The sequence below is a fragment of the Steroidobacter sp. genome, assembly GCF_016790065.1.
Taxonomy (GTDB): Bacteria; Pseudomonadota; Gammaproteobacteria; order Steroidobacterales; family Steroidobacteraceae; genus Steroidobacter.
Genome location: NZ_JAEUPY010000390.1, coordinates 1 through 24,808, shown reverse-complemented (window position 1 = coordinate 24,808; position 24,808 = coordinate 1). Strand labels below are relative to the sequence as shown.

The following is a 24,808-nucleotide window of genomic DNA, read 5'->3' as shown; positions in this document are numbered from 1 at the left end:
ATTGTCGGTGGGCTGGCCAAGGTTCTGGCCGATACCTACTCGCTGTATTTGAAGACCCATAATTTTCATTGGAACGTCGAAGGCCCGATGTTCAACACGCTGCACCTGATGTTCATGGAGCAGTACACCGAGCTGTGGAACGCGTTGGACGCCATCGCGGAACGCATTCGCTCGCTGGGCTATCCGGCGCCGGGCACCTACAGCCAGTTCGCCAAGCTCACCTCGATCGAAGAAACCGAAGGCGTGCCGGATGCGCTGGAGATGGTGCGATTGTTGGTGGCCGGTCATGAAGCCGTCGCGCGCACCGCGCGAGCCACGTTCCCTGCTGCCGAGAAGGGCGGTGACGAGTCCACTGCGGACTTGCTGACCCAGCGCCTGCAGGTGCACGAAAAGACCGCGTGGATGTTGCGCAGTCTGTTGAAGTAATCCCGTTGCAGTTGTCTGCACGTCCGCTGCAATCAGCGGACGTGCAGCAGCGTATCGACGGCCGCCTGCGCATCGTCGTCCAGATCCTGGAAGCGCAGGGAGATTCGGAAGCCGTCCATGCCCACACAGGTACAGCAGACCACGTTGGTCCGCGCCTGCAGCCGCACTGGGCTGCCGGCGATGAACGCGTCCACGCGCACCAAGCCGACTTCGCCCTCCCGCACCATCCGATCCAACAGCAAGCCGATGCCGCTGCTGGAAATCTGAATGGCGCGCCCGGCGAGCGTGGTGGTGTGGCCCACGCGCAGGCTGGCCGGCCAACGCAAGGCCTTGATCTTGGCGGCAGGATCGGGTGCTGGCCCGCCTGAGCTAAAAAATGACTCCATGTCAGCCTTGTTCTTGGTCGCCAGCTGGCGGGTAATGGCTCAGGTCATCCGTGATGCCGCGCAAATGTACCCTAGCCCCCGCAACAATCGACGGGCGCCGCCGCCGGCGGTCGCCGGAATTGTGAACCCGCTCTCGCCGCTGTCGGGCTGGCGGCCGGCTGGGGGTAGGTGGGGCGGGAAGTCGCAATTGGCGGGCGTCCAAGGGTCAGCCAAGGTGAACGATAGCGTCGGGACGGTTACTATGGACGTCCCCCGGTTTACTGCCATGACCTCTAATTCTAAAGACAGCGCGGCCCAGCCTGCTGCCGAGGCCTCTGCCTCCGCCGCCGGCGTGGTCAATCGCCACGAGCGGGTGCTCGACGAGGCCGCTCGCCAATTGAACCAGAAAGGCGTGTTGCTCACGTCGCTGGCCGAAATCGCTGCCAAGCTGGGTGTGACCCGCGGCGCGATGTATCACTACGTGGCCGATCGTGAAGATCTGGTGTTCCAGTGTTACCGGCGCGCGGCGGAAATCATCGCACGACATTTGCGCGAGGCCGAGCGCGTCGGCGGCACCTCGGCCGATGTGTTGATCGATTTCATCAGTCGCATGTTAGATCCCACGGAGCCGGAGATCGCTGCGCGGGCGGAAATCGCCATGATGAATCAGACCCAGCGCGACACTATCCAGGGTCTGTACGACGGCTTGACGGCGCGCTTGGCGCATCTACTCGAGACCGGTCATCGCGAAGGCGTCTTGCGAGCCTGCGATATCGAAGTGAACGCGCGCGTGATCCTGAGTCTGGTCACTTGGGCGCCGCTGGCTCGGCCGTGGGCGCATGCAGTTGGGCCGATGGGCGCGGAACGTTTGCGAGCCGCGGTGATGGCGACGGTACTCGAGGGCTTCGCGACCGCGTCGAGCTTGCCTGCTTATCAGCCGCTGGATCTTTCCAAACTCGCGCCGCAAGTGGTGAGTGCGTTCGACCGGGACGCGGCGTTGGAAGCGAAACGGGAGGCGCTGTTGCGAGCTGCCTCGCGTGCCTTCAATCGCAAAGGCATCGACGCCACCTCGCTGGAAGAAATCGCCGCGCAGCTGGGCACGACCAAGCGCACCTTTCATCATCACATCGGTAGCAAACAGGAAGTGGTGTCGGCGTGCTACGAGCGCGCGTTCCGGATCTTCCTGTTCATCAAGGATCGGATGCTCGAATATTCGGGCACTCGGTTGGAAGCGCTGTCGGCTTCCATGGATGCGTTGGCGCGCGCTTATCCGAATGAAGATTTGAATCCCTTATCGCCGCTCGTGGGCCACGGCGCGTTGTCGCCGGAAGGACAGGCCAAATTCGCCGTGCGCTCGGATCAGCTCGGCGATGCGTACCACGAACTCATCCGGCAGGGCATGCGCGAAGGCAGTATCGAAGATGTCGACGTGCATGCACGGGCACTGATGTTGCCCGGGCTGCTCAGCTGGCTGGTCAAGGACGACGTGCCCACGGATCCGTCACAACAGCAACACATTGCCCGCGAAATCGCCAATCTGGTGGCGGTGGGCCTCAAGAGTCATTCATGAAAATCATTTATAGCGACCGTCACCGCTTGCATCGCGGTGACAAGGAAATGTATCGCGGCCAATTAGTGCCTTGCTTCGAGAAGCCGGAGCGTGGCGATTTCGTTTACGACGCGATGAAGCAGCGTAATCTCGGCCCGATCCTCGAGCCGAAGGTGTTTCCGGTCTCGGCCATCGAAGGCGTGCATACGCCGCGCTATTTGCGCTTCCTGGAAAAGGCCTGGGATATGTGGGCCGCTGAGGGCAACACCAACGATATTTTGCCTGCCGTGTGGCCGGTGCGCGGCTTCCGCGACGATATCGAGCCCGAACATTTCGCGGGCAAGATGGGTTTGTATTCGTACGACAGCGGCACTCCGTTGATGGCGGGTACGTGGACGGCCGCCAAGTTGGGTGCCGACATCGCTTTGACTGCGCAGCAGTTGGTCAGCGGCGGTGAGCGATCGGCATTCGCGCTGTCGCGTCCGCCTGGCCATCATGCCGGTCCGGATTTTTTCGGTGGTTACTGCTTCATCAACAACGCAGCGGTGGCAGCTCAGGGCTTCCGCGATGCCGGTGCGAAGCGAGTCGTCGTGCTGGATGTCGACTATCACCACGGCAACGGCACGCAGAGCATTTTCTACGAGCGCAGCGATGTGCTGTTTCTGTCCATCCATGGCGATCCGCGCACCGAGTATCCGTTCTTCCTCGGCCATGCCAATGAAACCGGCAAGGGCGCAGGCTTGGGTTACAACCAGAACTATCCGTTGCCGGCCGGCAGCAGCAATGCGTTGTGGTTCGATGCGCTGGGCGACTCGGTGCGTCGTATCCATGAGTTCAAGCCGGACGCGTTGGTGATTTCGCTCGGCGTGGATACGTTTGCCGACGATCCAATCTCGAAGTTCCAGCTGCGCGAACCGGAGTATTTGAAGCTCGGCGCACAGATCGCGGCGCTCAAGCTGCCGACGGTGTTCATCCTGGAAGGCGGCTATGCCGTCTCAGAGATCGGGCACAACGTGGCGCACGTGCTGCAAGGGTTCGAAGACGCCGCCAAGTAAGCGGCGAAGGCGAGTGGCGCGCCGCCCGAGTACATGACCGGGGCGCGCCACTGCTTTAGTCAGGTCTGTTCGGCCAGCGTAAACATGAATTGCGCGCCGTTGCGACCGTCGCTGGCCGCCCAAATCTCGCCGCCGTGCCGTTGGATGATGCGCTGGACGGTGGCTAAGCCAATGCCGACACCAGGGAATTGTCGAGCGTCGTGCAGTCGAGTGAATGGCTTGAACAGCCGATCCGCGTAGTTCGGATTGAAGCCGGCGCCGTTGTCCTGCACTCGATACACCAGCCGATTGCGTTCATCGCGATAGGTATCGAATTCGATCCGGCTGCGCTCGCGCTTGGAGCTGTACTTCCAGGCGTTCGACAACAAATTCTCCAACACCACACCCAGCAGGCCGGCATCGACCCGCGCGTTCAGCTCCGGCTGGATATGAATGTCGGCTTCGCGCTTCGGCTCGGCGTTGCGCAGCCGAGTCATGATCTTGGTGGCGAGCGAACTCAAATCGATGGATTCCAGCATCAGCTCGGTGCGAGTGATGTGCGACAGGCGCAGTAGATCGTCGATGAGCGTGCTCATGCTATGGGTGGACTCGCGCAAGCGCTCGATGGAGTCCTTCGGCAGCACGCCCGAATAGTCGCGGGACATATCCAGTTCCGCATTCATGATCCGCAGCGGCGCGCGCAAGTCGTGCGAAACGGCGGAAGAGAACGCTTCGAGCTCTTGGTTCACCGTTTGCAGTTCGCGAGTGCGCTCGCGGACCTGGCGTTCCAGGTTCTGGTAGACGTCGACGTTTTCCATGGCCACCGCGGTGGTGTTCGCCAGAGCTTCCAGCAGCATCTGCTCTTGCGGCGTGCACTCGTGATGACGGGCCCAGTAATTACCAATGGCGCCGATGGGCGAATAAGAACGGATCGGCACCATCGCCAGGCTTTGCACGAAGGTCGGCCGATAAGCGGCGTGCGGGATGCGCGCGTCCTTATAGATGTCTGGAATGATGGCCGAGGTGCTATTGAGCATGGCCCAGCCGCTGATACAGGTCTCCAGCGGGAAGCGTTGTCCTTTCCACAACGGCGAGATCGCATCCTCGTCCACGTAATAGCAGTAAGGACCGTCGCGGAGCACGAAGGTGGCGCCGTCGCAGCCGGTGAGTTGGCGGGCCGCTTTGCGAACGATGTCGACGATGGCGTCCAGGCCTCGAGCCAACGACAGCTTCTGGACCACGTCGATCAACAACAGCATGGCCGCTTGCGGCGGCGGTGCGGACGCAATCGGTGAGGGCGTCACTGGTGCGGGCGGCGCTGGTGCTAACTGCACCGGTACGGGCTTGGCATTCCGGCGCAACGCTGCACCGAGCTGCCAAAGATGATCTTTCAACACATAGTCGCTGGCGCCGGCCGCGAAGCTGGCGGCGACTTCCGCCTCCTGGGCGGCGCCGGAGCAGACGATCACCGGCACTTCGGGATAGCTGGATTTGACCTGGGCGATGGCGTCCTGCGAGCTGTAGCCCGGCAGGTTGTTGTCCACCAGGACCACATCGAAACCGCCGGCTTCGACCGCGGCAAGAAATTCGTCGGGACTGCGCGCCTGGATGAATCTGGCCTGGATGCCTTGGCGTTGCACGCCACGCTCGATGAGCAGCGAATCGCTCGGGTTGTCCTCGAGATGCAGGATCTTCATCTAACCTCAATCCTCACCGCGCCGTCGGGGAGGGTTCCGTTTGGTCGTCATCGAAAAGCCGCGCAGCGCGGCACCGTCAACTTCACATGGTAATTTTTCCATACTGACATGAATTTGTCAGACTGGGATTACTGTCCGCTACCGCCGCCGGGTTATCGGCTATGGCGCTAGATCCTGTTGACTGGCGGCGCGTACAGCCACCGAATCGGTCACGATTTTCAATAGCGCCACAGCACGCCGAGCGACGGGATCAACGGCAGCCATGAATTGACGTCGCGTTGATAGGTCAGCGAGCCATCGGCATTGCGCCGGGCTACGTATTCCACGCAACAGGGATTTTCCCGAGAGAAGGCGTTGCTGACTTCGACGAACACATCGAGCGCGCCTCTGGGCAGGATGAAGGTTCGTGTCAGACGCATGTCCAACGAGTTGAAGTCGGCGAAGCGACTACGATTGCGCGCGGCCAGGTCGATGTTGGCTGTGCCGGTCACCGGGTCGATGGTCAGCGCAGTGGTCGGCCAGCCGCTATGAAAGCTGTTGACCAGCGTGGCCGTCCAAGGGCCGCTGGCCCAAGTCACACCCAGATTGATCGCATGTCGCTGATCCCAACTGCGTGGCACATCGGTCGTGCCAATGCGGTCGGTCACTTGCGACCAGGTGTAGCTCAGCCAACCGCTCCAAGGCCCCATCGGGCGCATTTGCATCAGCACTTCGACGCCCTCGGCGCGAGCGCTGTGAGCGTCGACCATCACCCGGTCGAACTCGGCCTCAGGAAACAACACCAGCGGATCGAACAAGTTTTCGAAGCGCGGATGAATGCGTCGATAATATTTTCGATAGGCCTCGACGCGCACATTGAAGCCGCGGTCGAACGCATGCTCCAAACTCATGATGGCGTGATCCGCATGCTGTGCCGGATAGAACTGCGAGACGCCGTCCTCCACCTGCAGCTCGTTGATGCCCTGGGATTGGAAGAACCGTCCCCAGCCGGCGCGCAGCTTGGTGGTTGGCGATAGCGCATAGAGCAGGCTGACGCGCGGACTCCATTGTTCGCCATCGTCGCTGCCGTCGTAGGTTTGGACGTCGACTCGCATGCCGGCTTCTACAGTCCAGCGTTGGCCGAGCGTCGAGCGCATGTCCCAGTACGCGGAGTTCTCGTAACCCTGCGGCGCCGGCGAAACGCGACGGGTCGTGACCGAGCCGGGTGAGCTGGGAAACGGATAGCCCGGAAACACAGTGAGGTCGAGCTCGTAATCGTAGTCGCCCCACAAATGCCGCACTTCCGCGCCGAAGCGATGTTTGATGCCGCCTGTGTCGAGCGTGTTCTCCAAGCGCAGCCCGGCGATGTGAAAGGTGCGCTCGTCTCGCACGCGCCCGCTGCGTTGTCCCGGTTGCTCGACCCAACCGAGCCGCTCGTTCACCAGGTCCGTGAACGAACCGATGACCCGACTCGATGCGGCCGGCGACCAGTCATGGTCCAAAGTGAGCCAGCTATAGATGTTGCGATACTTGGCGCGCGCGGTTTGCGCACCGTCGTCACGCTTGGCGACGATCTGGTCGCCCGACGCCAGCGCGTCAAATGAAATGCGCGTGTTATCGGACAGCGAATACTCGGCGCGCGCGAAGCCGTCGGCGTAATCCGGTTTGCCGAAGTCTTCCTCGGCGAACTGCGATAGCTCGCCCAGATTGCCGCGACGAATGGACAGCAATGCCTGGCCGCGATCGCCGGCGAAGTTGGTGGCCGCCAGCGCGCTGGTATGAAACAAACTCACGCCGGCTTCGTAATAACGTTGTCCCGGCCGAATCGAGTTGGCATCGATGATGGCGCTCATGCGATCGCCGTACGGCGCCGGAAAGCCGCCCGAATAGAATTCGATACTGTCGATCAGGCGCGAATCCAGCAGGCTGATGGGGCTGTAGAAATTCTTGAGATGAAACGGCTCGTACAAGCGCAGGCCGTTCAGCACGATTGCGGTTTCGTTCGGCTCGCCGCCGCGGATCGGGCCGAGGCTGGAGACGCCGTTGGTGGCCGCTCCCGGCAACCGCTGTACGGCACGCAATGTTTCGTCGGCAAGCCGAGGCATGGCCTGCACTTCATCTTGGGTAAGAAAGTTTTTCGGCGCAGTGGTATCGGCCGCCAGCGTGTAGCGGCTGGTCTGCACCACGATCTCTTCCAACTTATCCGGTTGCGACGGCGCGGCGGCGGGCGGGCGGCGTACTGACTCGGCGGCCGAATCGCGAACGACGGCGTAGACACGTGGTGCCGCTTCCGACAACGCCAAGCCGTGCGCGGCCAAGATTTCTTGGGCCAGTGCCAAGCCTCGCTGAGCGCGAGGTTCCGTCTCGATGCGCAATCCGGCGGGGACGATCTGATCGTTGTAGATGAAGATCAAGCCATCGGCGCGCAACTCATTCAGGACGTCGCCAACGCTACGGCCCTGCAGCTGCGCCAGCGCGGCATGGCAGATCAGCAGTCCCGTCGTCAGACAGGCGACGTGCCGCAGCGCTGGCTTCATTGAATTCCCACAGACGAGCCTTGAAAACAAAAGTGTATAGCGAGAGCGCCACCGTCCACACCAGCATGGCACTCCAGACATCGTGCGAGACGAAGTGCGCGCCGCGCGCTTGCTGGGCGATGCCAAACACCAGGCCCATGCCCAAGCCGGCCAGCAAGCCGAGTCGTGCCCCCCGGCGGCTGCGCTCACGGAACACGAAGTATAAGGCCAGCAACGCATAACCGGAGCTGGAATGCGCCGCTGGGAAGCACCGTGCTGTCCGCAATGCGCTCGGCCGAGCTTCGAATAAATGGATGAAGGGGAAGGCGCCGCCGAACTCTGTCAGGTCGCGCGGACAGTCGACGTTGGTCAGTGTTTTCAATAATCCGACCAGGCCCACCGACAACACTACGGACAGGAAAAAGTACAGCGCTGGCCTGCGCAATACTTGCAACTGCGGCCGCCACCACGTTGCGGCCCAGAGCAGCAGGGCACTGGCGGCGAGGGAGCGCATCAGCCAGGTGCCGTCGCGATGGATCAGTTCGTTGGTCCACCAACTGGTCGCGCCCAGCCACCGCGACTGTGCTTCGTCGAAGAACAGCGCATGAGCGATGCTCAGGTCGAGCGTGCTGCTGGCGAGCAGCGTCGCCAGTACTACAAACAGAAATAGCGGCAGCCGCAGGTGCTGCCAGAACAAGGTTCCGGCCGGACGGGTTCGAGTCAGCATGAGTTAGAAAGACTTCCGGGTTTCGATCAGCAGTTGTAGAGATTGAATGTCGTTGCTGCGATCCAGCGGCATGGCCAGATCGATGTGCAATACATTGCCCAGTCCCGAGCGTGCACTGCCCAGCCGTAAGCCCACCCCGACATCTTTGAGCCAGCCGGCCGGTGCGACCGCATAGTTATCCTGACCCCACGAGCGACCGGCATCGAAGAACACCGCTGCGCCGACATTGAACAACTTCAATGGCTGCCACGAGCTGTAGAAGCGCTCTTCCAAGGTGACCAAGGCGTTGGTGGTGCCGGCCTGATAGCGCAGCGGATAGCCGCGCAGGCCGTTGTCGCCGCCGAGCAGGAGTTGTCGCTCCGGATCCAGATTCGACGTGAGCGATGCGGTGACCGATGCAAAGAACACGCTGCGTTCGGATTGACGCAGATAGAAACGGCTGTTGGCATCCAGCACGGCGTCGTTGAGTTCGCCGCCTTCGAATCTGCCGCGCCAGTTCAGCGTGTTGATCAGATAGCGCTCATGATTCAGGTCGGCGCCCGACTGCAAGGTGCCGTTGAGAATGAACGCATCGCGAGTCGAGCCGAAGGCAGTGCTGGCAAAGCCAGCTTCCAGGCGAGCACTGCGGCCGAGATAGACATCTTCGGTACGACCGATCTGATCCAGATTACGAGTGCTGAGATAGTTGTCCTCGATGACCTCGATGCCCACCCAGGGATAGGCCAGGGTGCGATCGTCCGGGATGGCAACGCCTGGTTCGGTGGTGCGGGTTGCAAACGAACGCGCGTCGTAACGAAAGCCGCCGAGATAGCGCATCGTCCAGCCGTCGTGCAGGCCCGAGGAGAGGCCGCCGCCGACGTCGAACTGGCGCTCCTGCATGTTGAAGCGTTCGATGCGCTTGCCCAACGAATAGCGCGATACCGCGCTGTCCTGGTCCGATGCGCTCAGGTTCGCACTCCAGCGAGAATCGAGCGCATAGAACGGCCGCGTCAAAGCCAGCGCCTGTTCGGAGCCGTCGCTCATGGATGAATACGCGGTCGACAGTGCCCACCAGCTGCCGAACAGATGCGGATCCTTGTACGCCAGTTGCCACGATGTCCGATCGACATCGCTGGAGCGAGCCAGCGACACCTGTTTGCCCAAGCCGAGGAAATTGGTGTCCTCGAACTTCATTCGCGTGTTGTTCTCGCCGCCCTTGCGGCCGAACGAAAAGCCCGGGCTCAACGTCCAGACATCGTGGACGCGCACTTGCACGTCGACGGTGTTGTCGTCGTTGTAGCGAACCGGAGTGACGCTTGCTTCGTTGAGATAACGCTGGTCGCGGAGCAGCCGCGCCGTTTCATCGAGTACGCGCCGGTGGAACGGTTCGCCGCTACGGAACAACAACTGCTGTCGCACCGTCTCGTCGTGAGTCGAGATGTGCAGGCCATTGGCGAGCCGATACGGGGCCGACAGCGACAGCGTGTTTTCGAACACGTCGTCGACTTGAATGTAGATGTGGCCGATACGCGCGCCGCGCTTTTCGAGATCGGCGTCCGTCGGCAGCTTGGATTGATCGATGGCGATCTTGCCCGGCAGCATCGCGACCATGCTGTCGGTACTCTCCGCGTAGCTGGCAGAAGCGCACAGAGAGGTAGCGGCCGTAGCGGCAATCCAGGCGAGACGTTTCATCGAACCCCCATCGCTGCCGTCTCGGTCGCGAGGGTTCGCGACCGGTGCGGTGCTCAGTGGGTTGGACGTGCCGGCGCGCTCGAATCAATCGACGTGAGTTCGATCCCGATCTCGGTCGCGTTTGTTTGATAACGACGCAACTGAGTCGTGGAAAGCACAGCAGCCAAAGCCGCGTCGCTATCGAGGCCGGCGATGGAGCCGCGCAGTTTCACTGCAGTCGCCGCACTCTCGGCAGCCGGTGACGAATACACCACATGCCGGCCGGTCTCGCGGGCAATCCATTGCAGGAACGTGGCGAGCGACTGATTCTCGATATCGAACGCGGGAGCAGCTTGCAGCGCCCAGTGCCATTGAGGATCGGTCGAGGCAAGGATGCTACGAGTGAGTTCACCGTCGTTGCTCAAGCGCAGGACTTGTCCGGCTTCGCCCGTGTTGGAGCCGTTCGAGTGGGTCAGCACTACGCGACCTTCGCGCACGCTGACCAGCATCGCGTTGGCTTGAGTGCGCACTTCATATTGAGTGCCCACGTGCTGTACCGAGCCAGCCACCGTTGCTACGGTCAAGGCGTGGTTCTTGGCGGACGGCGGCGCATCGATATAAACGGCGCCCGCATCGAGCACGATGTGATCGGTTGCATCTACTGTCAGCCGGGTGCCGTGATCGAGCCGCAACGACAAGCCGTCAGGAAATGACACTGCGGCTCGCGATTGAGCGTCGGTCTGTACCGTGTCGCCAACGCGGATGAATTCGCCTTTGGTGCGAGCGATTGGACCGTCATCGTCGGTGCTGGCCAACAAACGGCCATCGATGTGCTCGACGCTGGCGACTTGCTCGGCCGCTGGTGTCATGGATCGATAGGCGAAAGTCGAGACCAGTACAGCGAGTGCTACACCGGCAGCGATGCGCCAGGCAACGACGCGTTGTTGCCGGCGCCGTTGTTGCACGATGCTGAGCCATTCGGCATGGACGGCCGACATGACATCGCGGGCCGCGTCGGACGAAGGTTCGTCGCGCGCGCCGACCTCTCGCAGCAGCTCTTCGATGCTGGCGTCGTTAGACTCAGGTTGGTTGGGTACCGTCGTCATGGTGCTACTTTCTCATACCGGCGAGCACATCGCTCGCTGTCGAACCGAACACCGTTTCCACCGCCTCGCGAAAGGCGGTGCGGGCACGTGCCAGCAACGATTGCGCGGCTATGTGCCCAACGCCCAAAAGTGCGCCAATCTCCTCGACGCTGCGTCCCTCGATATATTTCCATTCGAGCACATCGCCGTAGCGTGATGGCAACCGATCCAGCACCGACTGCACCAGGCGCCGCGTCTCGGCCGTCCCGTAGCCTTGCATGGGTTCTTCGGAGGCCGGCCCGGCGATCGATTCGAGCGCTTCGCGCAGCCCAGGAGAGTCGTCGATCAGCACCACATTGCGCTGATGGCGCTGATGGGCCCGCACATAGTCGGCGATCTGGCGGCGGCAGATTTGGCATAACCAGCTGAACAGCGCCGCCTCGCCGCGGAAGCCCGCCAAGCCGCGCATGGCCTTGACCAAGGTTGCTTGCACCACTTCTTTACAGGCCTCGGCGTCGTTGCCCAGCCGAGGCAGGGCAAACCGGTAGACGCGCGGAAAGTAGCTGTCGAAAAAGCGGCGAAAGGCGACCTCGTCGCCGCGTAACATGGCGGCGATCAACTCGGCATCGGTACTGACTTCGGCACTCACTGCTGGGTTGGACGCGGTCGGGTCGGCAAATCAATCGTTGCTCACTCATGGCCACCACCGCGGCGGCAGCCGGCGACCAGATCCAGGTGGGGATCATAAACCTGGTTGCGGACCTCGGCTGCGCCCAGCACCGTGTGATAGAAAAAGTCGTGACTGACGGGGGTCTTGGCCTCGGTGCGCAGGCAGTCGGCTTGCAGTTGCGAGCGCCGGACATAACCTTCCGAGGCCCACATCAGCATGGGCACCTGCTTTTGTGTCGCCGGGGCAAAGGAGTACGGCATGCCGTGTAGGTAGATGCCGTTCTCGCCCAGCGATTCGCCATGGTCGGACACATAGATCAAGACGCTGTCCAACTGAGAGCTGGCTTCGCGGAGCATCCGGATCTGACTGGCCAGCACATGGTCGGTGTAGGCAAGGGTGTTGTCGTAAGCGTTGGCGATTTCCTGCTCGGTGCAGTGCTGTAACTGGTTGGAGCGGCAGGCCGGTTTGAAGCGCTCGAACGCTGGCGGATAGCGTTCGGAATAGGCCGGCCCATGGCTGCCTTTCTGATGGAACACGATCACCGTATCGCGCTGTAAGTTGCGCAATGTTTCGGGCAAGTCCGCGAGCATGACTTCGTCGAAACAATTGGACTCGCGGCAGGATTCGACGCTCGCGACCCGTGCGCAAACGCCTTTGCAGCCCGAGTTGTTGTCGCGCCATTGCACGTCGAAGCCGGCCTGGCTGAGTGAATCGAGCAAGTTGGTGTAGTTCCCGGCCTGGTCCACTTTGAATTCGCTACGAGGCAGATGCGAGAACAAGCACGGCACCGAAATCGCCGTCGAGGTGCCGCAAGACGCGGTATTGGCGAAGTAAGTGAGTCCGGAGATCTGCGCGAGCTCGGGATTGGTGTCGCGGGCATAGCCGCCGAGCTGGAAGTTGGCGGCACGCGCCGTTTCGCCGATGACTAGAAACAAGACCAAGGGTTTGGCCGACGTCGCGGCGGTACGTTCGGACTTGCCGGCGGGGTTGAGCAACGGTCGATTGGCATCGGCCTCGCGGCCGCCGGCGAGCAAGCCCACCATGCTGACCACCTGCGCCACCGGATTGAGCGTGTAACGCACCGGTTTGTGCTCGCGAAGGAACGTGGCGTAGTTGGCCGAGCTGATGAACATGCCAGCCACCGACAGCGCCAACGCGATGGCGATGGCCAGTGCGCGGTGGCCCAGCTGTTTCCGCCATCCAATGGCGGGCAGTCGTACGCGCCAGACCAGCACCGCTGGAATCAGTCCCAGCAACGTCACGTGCAGCCAAAGCTCGGCGCTCATGAGCGCTTCAGCCTCGGCGCGATCTGTTTGTATGACGTTGCGCATCATCTCCTGATTCATGATGGCGCCGTATTCGCTCATGAAGTACGCGCCGAGCGCAGCGATGATGAACAGCGAGCTGGCGAACGCGCGCATCAACCATCGGCTCGGCGACAGGAGCAATAGCAACGACAGCACCGTCCAGGCCAGTAGGAACAGCGATGCCATGAATAGCAACGAGCCAGCGCTCGGGTGCCACATCGCCTGTGCCGTCAGTTCCCAGAAGCGCACGTTGTAAAGCGCCAGCCAGATGAACGACACGCCGAACGCGAACACGACGTCGGACGAGCAGGGAATGCCAGCGGACCAGCGCTCGCGCAGACGCGCATAGAGCGGCAAGGCGGGGGCGGGGAAGTGTTGTGTATGCATCGACGGTTGGACGGGCAGCGTCGCCGCGATCAATCGAGAAAAATTTTCCGCCCAGCGCGATTGGTTTTTTCCACTAGTGGCGTCCAACTCTAATTTGCGGTGCGCCGAGGCATAATGCCGGCCACGATGAGGCACGACGAATGACGCAGGCGAGTTGGGTGGCGAAGTTGTTTCGGAGCGGCAGTGATACTGCGCACGATACGCGACTCGACCTGTTCTGGCTGTTGGGGCTGGGCTTGCTGCTCATCGCCACCGGCATCGGCTTGCGCGATCCCTGGCCCGCCGACGAACCGCGCTTTGCACTCATCGTGCGCGATATGGTCGCCACCGGTGAATGGCTGTTACCTCGCGTCGGCGGCGATGTGTACGGCGACAAGCCGCCGCTGTTTTTCTGGATCATGGGTGTGTCGCTGCTGGTCACCGGTTCGTTACGAGTGGCGTTCCTGTTGCCGTCGTTGTTGAGCGGACTGGCTTGCCTGGTGTTGATCTACGACTTGGGCCGCCGGTTGTGGAATCGCGAGAGCGGCTTGGCCGCAGCGCTGTCGTTGCTGCTGACCGTGCAATTCGTGTGGCAAGTTCGCCAGGCACAGATCGATGCGACGTTGTTGTTCTGGGTGGTGCTGGGCGTGTACGGCTTGGTGCGGCACTTGTTGCTCGGCCCCTCGTGGGGTTGGTATGCCGTGGGTTGGGCCGCCGCCGGCTTCGGCGTAATTACCAAGGGTGTCGGCTTCCTGCCGCTGCTGATCTTGATTCCCTTCGCATTGCTGCGTGGCTCCTGGTCGCCGCGACTGCAAGGCACGAGCATCGCTCCTTGGTTCATCGGGCCCGTGGCGTTCTTACTCGCGGTGTGCACCTGGTTGGTGCCGATGTTGCTGGCTGCGAATGCTGATCCGACGCTGGCGGCTTACCGCGACGAGATCCTGTTTCATCAAACCGTCGGCCGTTACACCGATGCGTGGCATCACCGCGAACCGTTTTGGTACTTCATCGTCAAAGTCATTCCGGCGCTGTGGCTGCCATTGACGTTGCTGTTGCCCTGGCTGGTGCCCCATTGGCGCAAGGCTTTGCAGGCGCGTGACTTACGCGTTGGGTTGTTGTTGTCGTGGGTGCTGTTGGTGGTGCTGTTCTTCAGTTTCAGCAGCGGCAAGCGCGGCGTGTATGTGTTACCCGCGTTGCCGGCGCTGGCGTTGGTGAGTGGGCCGTATGTATTGGAGCTGGTCTACCGCCGCTCGGTGCAACGAGCCGTGTTCATACTGGCGGCGGTGATTTCGGCAGTCTGTCTAGCGGCCGCGGCTTTCATGTTGATCCAGCCGGAGCGGCGTCAGGAACTGCTCGCCAACTATGAGATCGATGTGTTCGGCCCGCTGTTGCTCATCGGTGGCGTCGGTGCGTTGGTCTGCGCGTTTGCCAGGCCGTCGCGCGGTGTGCTGGCATACGCCGGTTTGTTGGCGACCGTGTTGTTGACTGTGAGTTATTGGGTCAATCCCAACATGAATGCAGCGCGCTCCGGTGCTGCCTTCATTGCTCGCGTCGAACAGCTGGACGATCCCTCCGCGGAGCTCGGCTTCGTCGGCTTCAAAGAACAGTATTTGCTGAACGTACATCGGCCCATCGTTCACTTCGGCCATGCGCGCTGGCGAGAGGCCGATCTGGAAGCAGCCGATGCTGCGCTGTGGTTGCATGGCTCGCCGGATCGTCAGTTGGTGGTGAACGAAGCTACGCGCCAGCAATGTTTTGCCGGAGCGACCGCCAAGTCGTTGGGCTCGGCGAATCGCAGTCAGTGGTACATCGTGCGTGGCCAGCCGAAAGCCGAGTGTGTTGCTCTTGGCAAAGCGGCGGCGCTGTATCACTACGCGCCGCCGCCTCGAGCCGAGCTGCAGTGACTAGTTAGTCTGAATCGCGACCACGCCGCAGGCGATACGATCGCCGGAATCGCCCGAAGGCTGGGTCTGGTAGTCATCGGGCTTGGCGTGCACCACCAGCGCCTTGCCCAAGATGTCGTTGGGCTGACCGGTTTGTAGCGATACTTCCGGATTGTCGATGCTCACTTCGGCCACGCCTTGCGCATCCGATTTCACATTCAACATGTCGCCGGCGTGATGGGGTTGAGCCTGCGGGTTGCCGTGATCGTGATCCGTGGGATTGAAATGCGCGCCGGCGCTGGTGGCATCGGGCGCGCTGCAATCGCCTTTCTCATGAAAATGAAAACCGAACTCGCTGTCGGGTTTCAATCCCTGAATCATGCCGGAGAGTTTCACTCCCGAGCCCGCGGCGCTGACGTTCAAGCCGCCATTCGCAGTATTGCCTTTAGTGGGTGAGAGCTGAACAGCGCCGCCGGCAGTGGCTTCGGCAGTCGCCGTGGTTTGCGGTGCTGATGTAGTGGCTACGGAAGCACCGTCCTCGTTCCGACCACAGGCGGCAATCAACAAAGCAATCGGGATCCAAATGAACGATTTCATGAGCGGCTTCTCGTGGAGCGACTGTTGTTAATCCACGATGCATTGCCTGCGTTCCGAGCTACCGGCTGCGCCGTGGCTTTCGCTTAGTCACTGGCGATCGCTGGGCTATGTGATTGATTCTGGGACGACGCGGTCGCCGCCGAAGTCGCTGCCCAAGATGCAAGATCAGGAACGATTCGCGTCGACGCGACGTTGATTTTTCAGGAGACGCGACCAGTAAGCGAACGAAGATGTTGATTCTTGTAGTCGAGGACGAGCCGATTTGCGCACTGAGCACAGTTGCTGAACTGGAGCAGGCGGGCCACGAGACGTTGGGGCCGGCGGCGACGCTGGAAGAAGGCCTGGCGCTGGCGCGCTCCGGTCACCCGAAGTTGGCGCTGATCGATATCGATCTGATGCACGCGGGTGAGGGGCTGGAGCTGGCGCGACGCCTCAGAGAATTGAATATCGCCGCGCTATTCGTCAGTGCACAGCATCCGTCCGCGTTCCAGAATCAAGATCTGGCGATGGGCTTCATCGGTAAGCCCTACAACCCCGCCGATCTGCCCTCGAGCATCGACGTCATCTCGGCCATTCTCGACGGCAAACCGCCGCCTGCGTCACCGCAGGCGTTGCAGCTGTTTCACTGAGACTATTTCACTAGCGTCAGTCGCCCGAAGTTTGCGACACCTTGGCCTTCGGCGTCGGCACCGGCGCATCGCTCTCGTTCACATAGCGATAGCGAATCACTCCGTACAGCATCTCATCCCACGTCTGCTGGCCCCACGGCACCACTCGATTCGGATCCGGGTTGGCTTTGTTCTGCGTCGAGTTGTCCCACGTCGTGCTGTGCGTGACCTTGGTGCCGGCCGGTAGCAGCTTGGGCGTCTTCAACTCGTAAGTGGTCTGCCAGTTGAAGTCATAGTTGGGGACCGACAGCAATGTTTCCTTGCGGCCGTCCGGATAGGTCGCGATGAAGTCCGACGCCTTGCCGCGGAAATGCGAGTGCGGCAGCAGGTTGTAAACGATCACATCGTGCTCGAATGTTTTCGCTGCCGTCTCGGTGTGTGCTTTGGTGTTGGCGGGAATCTTCAGCTTGGGATTCAACAGCACGGCGCTGCGCATCTGATACTGCGGAGCGTCCTTGCGGAAGTACAGGCCCATGCGGCTCGAGTCGCGCGCCGGTTTGCCGCTCACCGTGTAGTGCATCTGAAAAAAGAACTTGGCGTCTTTACTGATCATCACGCCGGTGTTTTCCGGTAGCACCATGGGCCCTGCGCCCGGCACGTAACCGCCGAGGCTGCCGCCATCGCGCACGCTTTCGGCACTGGTGCCCATGGTTGCGATGATGTGATGGAGCACGGTGCGATCGCCCGGCTGAAAGTCGACGGCGCTGACCCACACGTCATGATCGAGTGGGTTGTCGACCATGGGCATTTGATATTCGATCACGCCGGTGGCCGGCACGTCGAAGGCCGGGATCTCGACGATCAGGTCGGGCTGGCCCAGCGCCCATTCCGGCCAATGTTTGTTCAGCGTGGCCAGCGGATCGCTGCCGGCGCCGCGCGGCGAGCCCGCTTCGATCCAATGCACCAACGTCTTGATCTCGTCCTTACTCAGCGAGCGATCGTTCGCGAACACGTTGTAATGCGGATCGGCGTGCCACGGCGGCATGCGCTCAGTGCGCACCACTTCGCGAATCATCGGGCTGAAGCCTTTGATCATTTCATAGCTGGTCATTTGCCACGGGCCGATACCGCCCTGGCGATGACAAGTGACACAGTTGTCGATCAGTAGCGGCGCGATGCTGTTTTCATAAGAGATTTTGGCGTGCGCGTGTCGGTGGTCGGCTTCCGGGAATTTCAGATCACAGCCTTTGCCCTTGGCGGCGTCGACTTGCGCAGTCTTCACCGGCGCCGCGCCGAGTACCGAATCCAGTGCGTTGGCAGCGTACGGCGTGCCGCCGGCGGATACCGGCCCGCGATACGCAACCTTCCAACCTTTGGTGTCGACGACCAGCAATTCGCCATTGCGTTTCAAACCCAGCGACTCGCCGATGATCTGAGTTTCATCCAGCAAGATGGGCAGCGCGATGCCTTGAGCTTTGGCTGCTTTCTCGATGCTGGCGCGAGAGTCGGTGAGGTTGGAGTTGATCATCAACAGCTCCACCCCCTGCGCGCGATATTTGTCACGCAGCGCCTGCAATTCAGGAAGCGATTTACGCACCGCTTCGCAACCGTTGCTCTGGGCGATCAGCACCACGGCTTTCATGTCCGAGAGATAATAAAGTTCGCGAGAGGCGCCGGTGTGATCCAGCAACCGAAAGTTATCGACCCGGTCGCCAGGATTCAGGGCCAAGGCCGGGCTGATTGCGCCCGCTGAGAATGCCAACGCCGTGGCAATACCGAGCAGCTTCGATCCGTGCTTCATGCTCATTCTCATTGCTGTAACCCCCACAGTGAGAAGTGCAGTCTGCGTCGCGGCCGGTGTGGGTGTCCATCCGCGCGCGGCTCAAATGGTCCTAATGAATGTAAAGAATCTTTGCATTCCTGTAACCGGCGTTGCCGGCAACATCGCGATGCCGACAGGCGGAACTACTCGCGGGGCGCGGCCAGCGATTCGCGTTTAATGACAGTGCCGCGCAGGATGATCCGGTCGATGCTGGTCCAGGCGCGCATCGTCTCCAACGGATTGGCCGTAAGTAACAACAGGTTCGCGACTTTGCCGGCTTCGACCGTACCGTAATCTTTGTCCAGGCCGAACTGCCGGACGTTATTGAGCGTGGCCGCACGAAAGATGGCGGGTAATGCAATTCCGGACTGCGCCATCATGCGCATCTCGCGATAAGTGTCGTAGCCGGGCTGACTACCGAACGTCGGCGCCGACGGCGTATCGCTTCCGAGCAGCAGCGGATGACCGAGATCGTGCAGATACTTGGTGGCACGCATGCCGTAGGAACTCGCCACCATATAGTTATGCATGGCCTTCATGTCCGGCACGCCGCCCATTTCCTGGCGCGACAGTTCTTTGAACCATTGACCGGCCGGCGTCGCGTACCACTGAAGCAGCGGTGCTGGCACGACCTTCGCGTACGCCGGGTCTTTCAACGTGTCCTCACGAAACAAATCTGCGAGCCCGGCGATCACGCGCAGCGTCGGTTGATAGCCGATCTTTTTCGCATGCACGTCGCGTAGATGAGCGGCGATGGCGGGCGGCACACCTTGCGGGGTCGAGTACTCGTTCCAATTCCACAAGCCATGCGCGAGTACGTCGACTTGAGTCTCGACGGCGATGCGCTGCATGTCGATGGCATTGGCGTGGGCCAATAACAGCAGCCCGTGTTTGCGAGTGGCGGCTCGCACTCGTTGCAATGTTTCTTTGCTCATCAGCGGCCAATCGCTGGCACCGCCGAAGCCGTCTTCGATAAAGATCTTTACGCAACGCGCGCCGCTGGCAGCAATGCGATCGATGATGACCTCGGGCGTGTGTTGGGCGGCGTCGGCGCCCTTGGGCAAGGGATGAGTCGCGGCGTTGGCCGGCTCATAGATGTAATCGGGCAGCAGCCGATAACGAACCGACGGATCGACGAACACCGACGGATAGCCATCCAGCACCACGGCCGGCCCACAACGAAACAAATCGGGACGCTGCGGCTGTGCTTCGAAAGCCGCGATGCCTTCGGGCAAGCTGGCGAGATCCAGCAGTTGAGTGACGCCGTAATACAGATAACTGCGCGGTTGCTGGCGGGTGTATGCCTCTCGCAGTGAATTCGACACCGGATCCGCTGCGCCATAGGGCAGGCCGGGTACGTCTCCGACGTGCACATGGGAATCCATCAAGCCGGGCGTGAGGAACTTGCCTCGTCCGTCGATCCGAACCGCGTCGGCGGCGGCACTGACTGGCTTAGCGCTGACGGCGACGATTCGGCCGTCGCGGATCAGGACGTTTTGCTTGGGCTGGGGCGCGTTGAGCTGAGGCGAAACCACTGTCACCTGGTCGATCACCAGGTCGGCCGCCCGTGCCTGGCTGGCCAAGACGGACATGAGCAACGCGGTCGCCAGGCGTGCCGCGACTCCCGACCTTCGACTTCCCTTCATTTGGCAACTCCTTGGTGGGACCCCGCGCACCGCCGGGGCTGGGGGATTGTGCGCGATCCGACCGGGCTGGGCAGCCCCAACCGGCCCCAAGCGGCCAGTTGCGGCTTCGGCTCAGCGCCAACTGGGGGAAATTCAGGCTTGTCTGCCAGGACAATTGCTGACATTTTGTCTGAGTATTAGAATGAGCGCTACCAGGATCGCCGGCCAGAGTTTCGTGACCCAAAAACAGTTAGTTTCGCCCGTCCGCAGTGTTGCGGCAGTCAGGGGCTCGGTTATGTCCGCTCGTGCAGAGTTCGGAGCGCTGGCGGATGGCCGCGCAGTCGAGTCGGTGGAGCTCGCGAATGCTCACGGCATGGTCGTGCGCATCCTGACGCTTGGCGGCGCGATTCAGCAATTACTGGCGCCGGATCGCAACGGCAAGCTCGCGGATGTGGTGCTCGGCTACGCCACGGCTCAGCAATATCTCGACCAGCCGCAGTACTTCGGCTCGACCGTAGGTCGCTATGCCAACCGCATCGCTGGCGGCGAGTTCACTTTGGATGGCAAGCACTATCAGCTCGAGACCAACGACGGGCCCAATCATTTGCACGGCGGCTCGCACGGTTTCGACAAAGTGCTGTGGCAGATCGAGTCGGTCAGCTCCGGTTCGCCGAGCCGCGCCGTGCTCTCTTATACGAGTGTGGACGGCGAAGGCGGTTATCCGGGCACGTTGCAAGTCACGGCGACTTACACGCTGAACGATCAGAACGAGTTGGCCATCGAATATCGCGCCACCACCGATCAGCCGACCCTCGTCAACATCACCAACCACAGCTTCTTCAACCTGGCCGGCGATGCGACACCGAGCGACGTGTTCGCGCATCGGCTGACTTTGTTTGCAAGCCATTACACGCCGGTCGACGAGACACTGATTCCCACGGGCGAGCGTCGTCCGGTCGCCGGTACTGCTTTCGATTTCCGCACGCCTCACGCCATCGGTGAGCGCATTCGCGACGGCAACGACGCACAGTTGCGCATCGGTCGCGGCTACGACCACAACTACATCGTCGACGGCGAGCCCGGGCAATTGCGGCCGGTGGCTCGCGTCGAAGAGTCCCAGTCCGGTCGCGTACTGGAGTTGTTCTCCACCGCGCCGGGCGTGCAGTTCTATTCGGGAAATTTTCTGAATGCCACCAGCGTCGGCAAAAGCCGGCGCGTGTATCGACAGGGCGACGGATTTTGTCTGGAACCGCAAGCGTTTCCGGACTCGCCCAATCGCAGCGAATTTGGCAACGCACGTTTGAACCCCGGCCAAACGTATCTGAATTGTCTGCTGCTGCGTTTTTCCGCCGCTCCTTCAGTTTTTAAGAGCCCATGACTTCATCCAACTCCAACTCGTCCGCTCCGCGTCGCCTGCGCTCCCGCGCCTGGTTCGACGATCCCTCCAATGCGGACATGACGGCGCTGTACCTCGAGCGCTATATGAACTTCGGCTTGTCGTTGCAAGAGTTGCAGTCGGGCAAGCCCATCATCGGTATCGCACAAACCGGCAGCGACCTGTCGCCGTGCAATCGCCATCACCTGGTGTTGGCGGAGCGCGTGCGTGAAGGCATTCGCGAGGCCGGCGGCATCGTGCTGGAATTTCCGGTGCATCCGATTCAAGAGACCGGCAAGCGGCCGACCGCGGGCTTGGATCGCAACCTGGCGTATCTGGGCCTGGTGGAAGTGTTGTTCGGTTATCCGCTCGATGGCGTGGTGTTGACGGTTGGCTGTGACAAGACCACGCCGGCCTGTTTGATGGCGGCGGCGACGGTGAATCTGCCGGCGATTGCACTGTCGGTCGGCCCGATGCTCAACGGTTGGTACAACGGTGTGCGCACGGGTTCGGGCACCATCGTCTGGCGCGCACGCGAATTGCTGGCGGCGGGCGAGATCGACTATCAAGGTTTCATCAAGTTGGTCGCATCGTCGGCGCCGTCGACGGGTTACTGCAACACCATGGGCACGGCGACCACCATGAACAGCCTCACCGAAGTGCTGGGCATGTCGCTGCCCGGCTCGGCTGCCATCCCCGCGCCGCTGCGTGATCGACAGGAATGCGCTTATCTCACCGGTAAGCAAATCGTCGAGATGGTGTGGGCGGATCGCAAGCCGTCGGACATTCTCACGCGCGAGGCTTTCATCAATGCCATTCGCGTGAACTCCGCCATCGGTGGCTCGACCAACGCACCGATTCATTTGAACGCGCTCGCACGCCACATCGGCGTGGAGCTGACCATCGATGACTGGCAGCGTTATGGGTTGGATGTTCCTTTGCTGGTGAATCTGCAGCCCGCCGGTGAGTATCTCGGCGAGGATTACTATCGCGCCGGCGGTGTGCCGGCCGTGATTTCGGAACTGACCCGGCAGGGCTTGATCGACGAATCCACTCTCACGGTCAACGGCCGCACGCTCGGCGAGAACTGCGCCGGCGCGAGCATCTTGGATACCAAGGTGATTCGTCCGTTCGATCAGCCTATGAAGACACGCGCCGGCTTCTCAGTGCTGCGTGGAAATTTGTTCGACTCGGCCATCATGAAGACCAGCGTGATCTCCGAAGAGTTTCGCGTGCGCTATCTGTCCAATCCCAAGGATCCGGAAGCGTTCGAAGGCCGCGCTGTCGTATTCGATGGCCCAGAGGACTACCACGCGCGCATCGACGACCCGTCGTTGCAGATCGATGAGAGCACTCTCTTGTTCATGCGTGGCACCGGCCCCATCGGTTACCCCGGCGCCGCCGAGGTCGTGAACATGCGACCGCCGGTGAATCTGATCAAAGCCGGCATTCACAACTTGCCGTGCATCGGTGACGGTCGTCAGTCGGGCACGTCCGGCTCGCCGTCCATCTTGAATGCTTCCCCTGAAGCTGCTCTAGGCGGTGGCTTGGCGCTTCTGCAAACAGGCGATCGCGTGCGCGTCGACTTGCGCAAGGGCGAGGCGAATATTTTGATTGCCGATGAAGAGTTGAATCGCCGGCGGCAGGCACTGAAAGAGGCGGGTGGGTTTGCGTTTCCTGCGAGTCAGACGCCTTGGCAAGAGATGCAGCGAGCTGATGTTGGGCAGGCTGACACTGGTGCCGTGCTCGAGTCCGCCGTTAAATATCAGCGGCTGGCGCAGACTAAGGGTGTGCCTCGGCATAATCACTGATGTGAGGCTTTGCTGCTGCGGTGGCTGGCGGATTGCGGCCTCGGTGGCTGACAGCGCCGGTGGCTGGCAGCGCCGGGGTGGGTTGTCTCCTCCCGGCACCGCTGCACCCGCCGCGCCACGCAGACGCGTGTCGCTGCGCTTGTACCTCCCTGTAGCGCTATGGGACCAGCATCCCTGCTGGATCCAATTGCCGGGAGGAGACAACCCACCCCGACGCTGCCTGTAGCTAAGGGGTGGACGCAGCCAAAGAGAAAGAACCTCAGCTGCTTACAGCTAACAGGCAGGCATAACCAAACCGTTTCCCCCTGCGCGGCCTATAGCTAGGTGGCGGACCCCGCCCAAGAGAAAGAGTCTCCGCCGATTGCAGCTAAGAGGCAGACGTAACGAAGCCTGAGCTACCTAGAGTTGAGTAGCGGGCGTAACTAAAGAGTATTCGTTCACGCTGCAGAGTCGCGCTCCATCCTTCCGTTGTCACGAGTGCTAGTCCAGTAGCGATAGCTAGTGCGAGCTCTTAGTGCCGTACCCCAGTCCTCTCGGCAGCGTTGGGGTGGGGGATCTCCTCCCCGGCGCATAAAACGACATGGATGTCGTTTTCTGAGCGCCACAGGGACGTGAAGCAACGGCCCCGCTGCGCGGGGCCAAGGGCTATGCGCGTCGCCGGGGAGGAGATCCCCCGCCCCGACGCTGCGAACCGCTGAGCCTCCGGTTCCTACTCAACCGCAACAACGACCACCGACTTAGGCGGCAACTCAACCCGAATCTCATCACCCTTCCGCGACCCCTTAAACGGCGCAGGCTTCACCGCCTCCGGCTTCTCGAATGTATTGTGGGCGTCGAGGGCAGAGGAAGTGAGCACACGCCCGCTAACGGACTTAGCATTCACACCAGCAATCTTCGTAGCAACAGAAGCGCCACGATTGGGGTCCACATTAGTAAACGCAAGATGCAACTTCCCAGCAGCATCCCGCGCAGCGGACACTGATACCTGTGGCAGTGACCACTCCCCCCGCTGATAAGTCGGTGACTTCACAGACACAGGCAACGACGTAGCCCCCTGAAACGGAATGTACATCTCGAACACATGATAGGTAGGCGTCAGCGTCATCTTCTCTTTGTCGGTAAGAATCATCGCCTGTAACACATTGACCATCTGCGCGATGTTGGTCATCTTCACTCGCTCAGCGTGACGATGAAAAATATCCAGCGTCAACGACGCGACTAGAGCATCTCGCAAAGTGTTTTGTTGATAGAGGAAGCCAGGATTCCGACCCGCCTCAGGGTCGTACCACGTGCCCCACTCATCGACATACAGAGCCACTTTCTTATCCGGGTCATGCTTATCCATGATGGCCGAGTGCTTGGTCACCAACTCATCCATTCGCAATGCGTGATTCAACGTCGATGCCCAGGCATCTTCAGTGAAGCCAATGGCAGGCCCCTTGTTCTCCCAGCGACCCGGGAAGGTGTAGTAGTGCAGTGAGTAAGCATCCATATGCTTGGCCGCCTGCGACAGCAGCACTTCCGTCCAGTGATAGTCATCCACATTCGCTCCGCTGGCGATCTTCAAAGGTCGATTGTCACGGGGTGCTTTGACGAACGTAGCGAACTGTTTGTACAGGTCCGCGAAATATTCCGGCCGCATGTTGCCGCCGCAGCCCCACGTTTCATTGCCGACACCGCAGTACGGCAGCTTCCAGGGCTTCTGTCGTCCGTTCT

19 protein-coding genes are annotated in these 24,808 nt (G+C 61.2%); 7 read left to right on the top strand and 12 right to left on the bottom strand.

What is annotated here, in order from left to right:
• The gene (locus JNL55_RS16155; RefSeq protein ID WP_293855540.1) at positions 1-426 is read left to right on the top strand and encodes a Dps family protein; all 426 of its coding nucleotides are present in this window, start codon (positions 1-3) and stop codon (positions 424-426) included.
• A gap of 32 nt (positions 427-458) precedes the next feature.
• Here JNL55_RS16155 and JNL55_RS16150 read toward each other — a convergent pair whose 3' ends face one another.
• Entirely contained in the window at positions 459-812 is a 354-nt protein-coding gene (locus JNL55_RS16150; protein WP_293855537.1) for a PilZ domain-containing protein, read from the bottom strand.
• Between the two features lie 265 nt (positions 813-1,077).
• On the opposite strand from JNL55_RS16150, the gene JNL55_RS16145 reads away from it, so the two are divergent.
• Entirely contained in the window at positions 1,078-2,361 is a 1,284-nt protein-coding gene (locus JNL55_RS16145) for a TetR/AcrR family transcriptional regulator (RefSeq protein ID WP_293855534.1), read from the top strand.
• A complete protein-coding gene (locus tag JNL55_RS16140; RefSeq protein WP_293855531.1) occupies positions 2,358-3,395 on the top strand; it encodes a histone deacetylase family protein in 1,038 nt (345 codons plus the stop codon). Before JNL55_RS16145 ends, JNL55_RS16140 begins: the two co-directional genes overlap by 4 nt.
• Positions 3,396-3,454: 59 nt before the next feature.
• Here JNL55_RS16140 and JNL55_RS16135 read toward each other — a convergent pair whose 3' ends face one another.
• The 7 genes from JNL55_RS16135 to JNL55_RS16105 all read right to left on the bottom strand — a co-directional run bounded on the left by JNL55_RS16135 (position 3,455) and on the right by JNL55_RS16105 (position 13,392).
• Positions 3,455-5,071 (bottom strand): ATP-binding protein, encoded by a 1,617-nt coding sequence (locus tag JNL55_RS16135; protein ID WP_293855528.1) that lies wholly within the window; start codon positions 5,069-5,071, stop codon positions 3,455-3,457.
• 218 nt (positions 5,072-5,289) lie between these two features.
• Positions 5,290-7,587: a TonB-dependent receptor plug domain-containing protein gene (locus tag JNL55_RS16130; RefSeq protein WP_293855525.1), complete on the bottom strand. Its 2,298-nt coding sequence runs from the start codon at positions 7,585-7,587 to the stop codon at positions 5,290-5,292.
• Entirely contained in the window at positions 7,502-8,293 is a 792-nt protein-coding gene (locus JNL55_RS16125; protein WP_293855522.1) for a phosphatase PAP2 family protein, read from the bottom strand. Before JNL55_RS16125 ends, JNL55_RS16130 begins: the two co-directional genes overlap by 86 nt.
• A gap of 3 nt (positions 8,294-8,296) precedes the next feature.
• Positions 8,297-9,964, bottom strand: a complete 1,668-nt coding sequence (locus JNL55_RS16120) for a BamA/TamA family outer membrane protein (protein WP_293855519.1) — start codon at positions 9,962-9,964, stop codon at positions 8,297-8,299.
• A 53-nt stretch (positions 9,965-10,017) separates the two neighbouring features.
• Positions 10,018-11,049, bottom strand: coding sequence for a FecR domain-containing protein (locus JNL55_RS16115; RefSeq protein WP_293855516.1), 1,032 nt, complete (start codon positions 11,047-11,049; stop codon positions 10,018-10,020).
• A 4-nt stretch (positions 11,050-11,053) separates the two neighbouring features.
• Positions 11,054-11,647 (bottom strand): RNA polymerase sigma factor, encoded by a 594-nt coding sequence (locus tag JNL55_RS16110; protein WP_293855513.1) that lies wholly within the window; start codon positions 11,645-11,647, stop codon positions 11,054-11,056.
• Positions 11,648-11,718: 71 nt separating this feature from the next.
• The gene (locus JNL55_RS16105; protein WP_293855510.1) at positions 11,719-13,392 is read right to left on the bottom strand and encodes a phosphoethanolamine transferase; all 1,674 of its coding nucleotides are present in this window, start codon (positions 13,390-13,392) and stop codon (positions 11,719-11,721) included.
• Positions 13,393-13,532: 140 nt separating this feature from the next.
• Between JNL55_RS16105 and JNL55_RS16100 the strand changes: the two genes are divergently transcribed.
• Positions 13,533-15,275 (top strand): ArnT family glycosyltransferase, encoded by a 1,743-nt coding sequence (locus JNL55_RS16100; protein WP_293855507.1) that lies wholly within the window; start codon positions 13,533-13,535, stop codon positions 15,273-15,275.
• On the opposite strand, the gene JNL55_RS16095 is transcribed toward JNL55_RS16100, so the two are convergent.
• Positions 15,276-15,851, bottom strand: a complete 576-nt coding sequence (locus tag JNL55_RS16095) for a superoxide dismutase family protein (protein ID WP_293855504.1) — start codon at positions 15,849-15,851, stop codon at positions 15,276-15,278.
• A 230-nt stretch (positions 15,852-16,081) separates the two neighbouring features.
• Between JNL55_RS16095 and JNL55_RS16090 the strand changes: the two genes are divergently transcribed.
• Entirely contained in the window at positions 16,082-16,480 is a 399-nt protein-coding gene (locus tag JNL55_RS16090) for a response regulator (RefSeq protein WP_293855501.1), read from the top strand.
• Between the two features lie 16 nt (positions 16,481-16,496).
• On the opposite strand, the gene JNL55_RS16085 is transcribed toward JNL55_RS16090, so the two are convergent.
• Together JNL55_RS16085 and JNL55_RS16080 are read right to left on the bottom strand one after the other, a co-directional pair.
• Positions 16,497-18,260: a redoxin domain-containing protein gene (locus JNL55_RS16085; RefSeq protein ID WP_293855498.1), complete on the bottom strand. Its 1,764-nt coding sequence runs from the start codon at positions 18,258-18,260 to the stop codon at positions 16,497-16,499.
• A gap of 164 nt (positions 18,261-18,424) precedes the next feature.
• Positions 18,425-19,927, bottom strand: coding sequence for an amidohydrolase family protein (locus JNL55_RS16080; protein WP_293855495.1), 1,503 nt, complete (start codon positions 19,925-19,927; stop codon positions 18,425-18,427).
• 274 nt (positions 19,928-20,201) lie between these two features.
• Here JNL55_RS16080 and JNL55_RS16075 point away from each other — a divergent pair, with 274 nt between their 5' ends.
• Both JNL55_RS16075 and JNL55_RS16070 read left to right on the top strand, forming a co-directional pair.
• A complete protein-coding gene (locus JNL55_RS16075) occupies positions 20,202-21,284 on the top strand; it encodes an aldose epimerase family protein (protein ID WP_293855492.1) in 1,083 nt (360 codons plus the stop codon).
• A complete protein-coding gene (locus JNL55_RS16070; RefSeq protein WP_293855489.1) occupies positions 21,281-23,092 on the top strand; it encodes an IlvD/Edd family dehydratase in 1,812 nt (603 codons plus the stop codon). Before JNL55_RS16075 ends, JNL55_RS16070 begins: the two co-directional genes overlap by 4 nt.
• A gap of 709 nt (positions 23,093-23,801) precedes the next feature.
• On the opposite strand, the gene JNL55_RS16065 is transcribed toward JNL55_RS16070, so the two are convergent.
• Positions 23,802-24,808, bottom strand: a 1,007-nt coding sequence (locus JNL55_RS16065) for an alpha-N-arabinofuranosidase (protein WP_293855486.1), incomplete at its 5' end; no start/stop codon positions are given.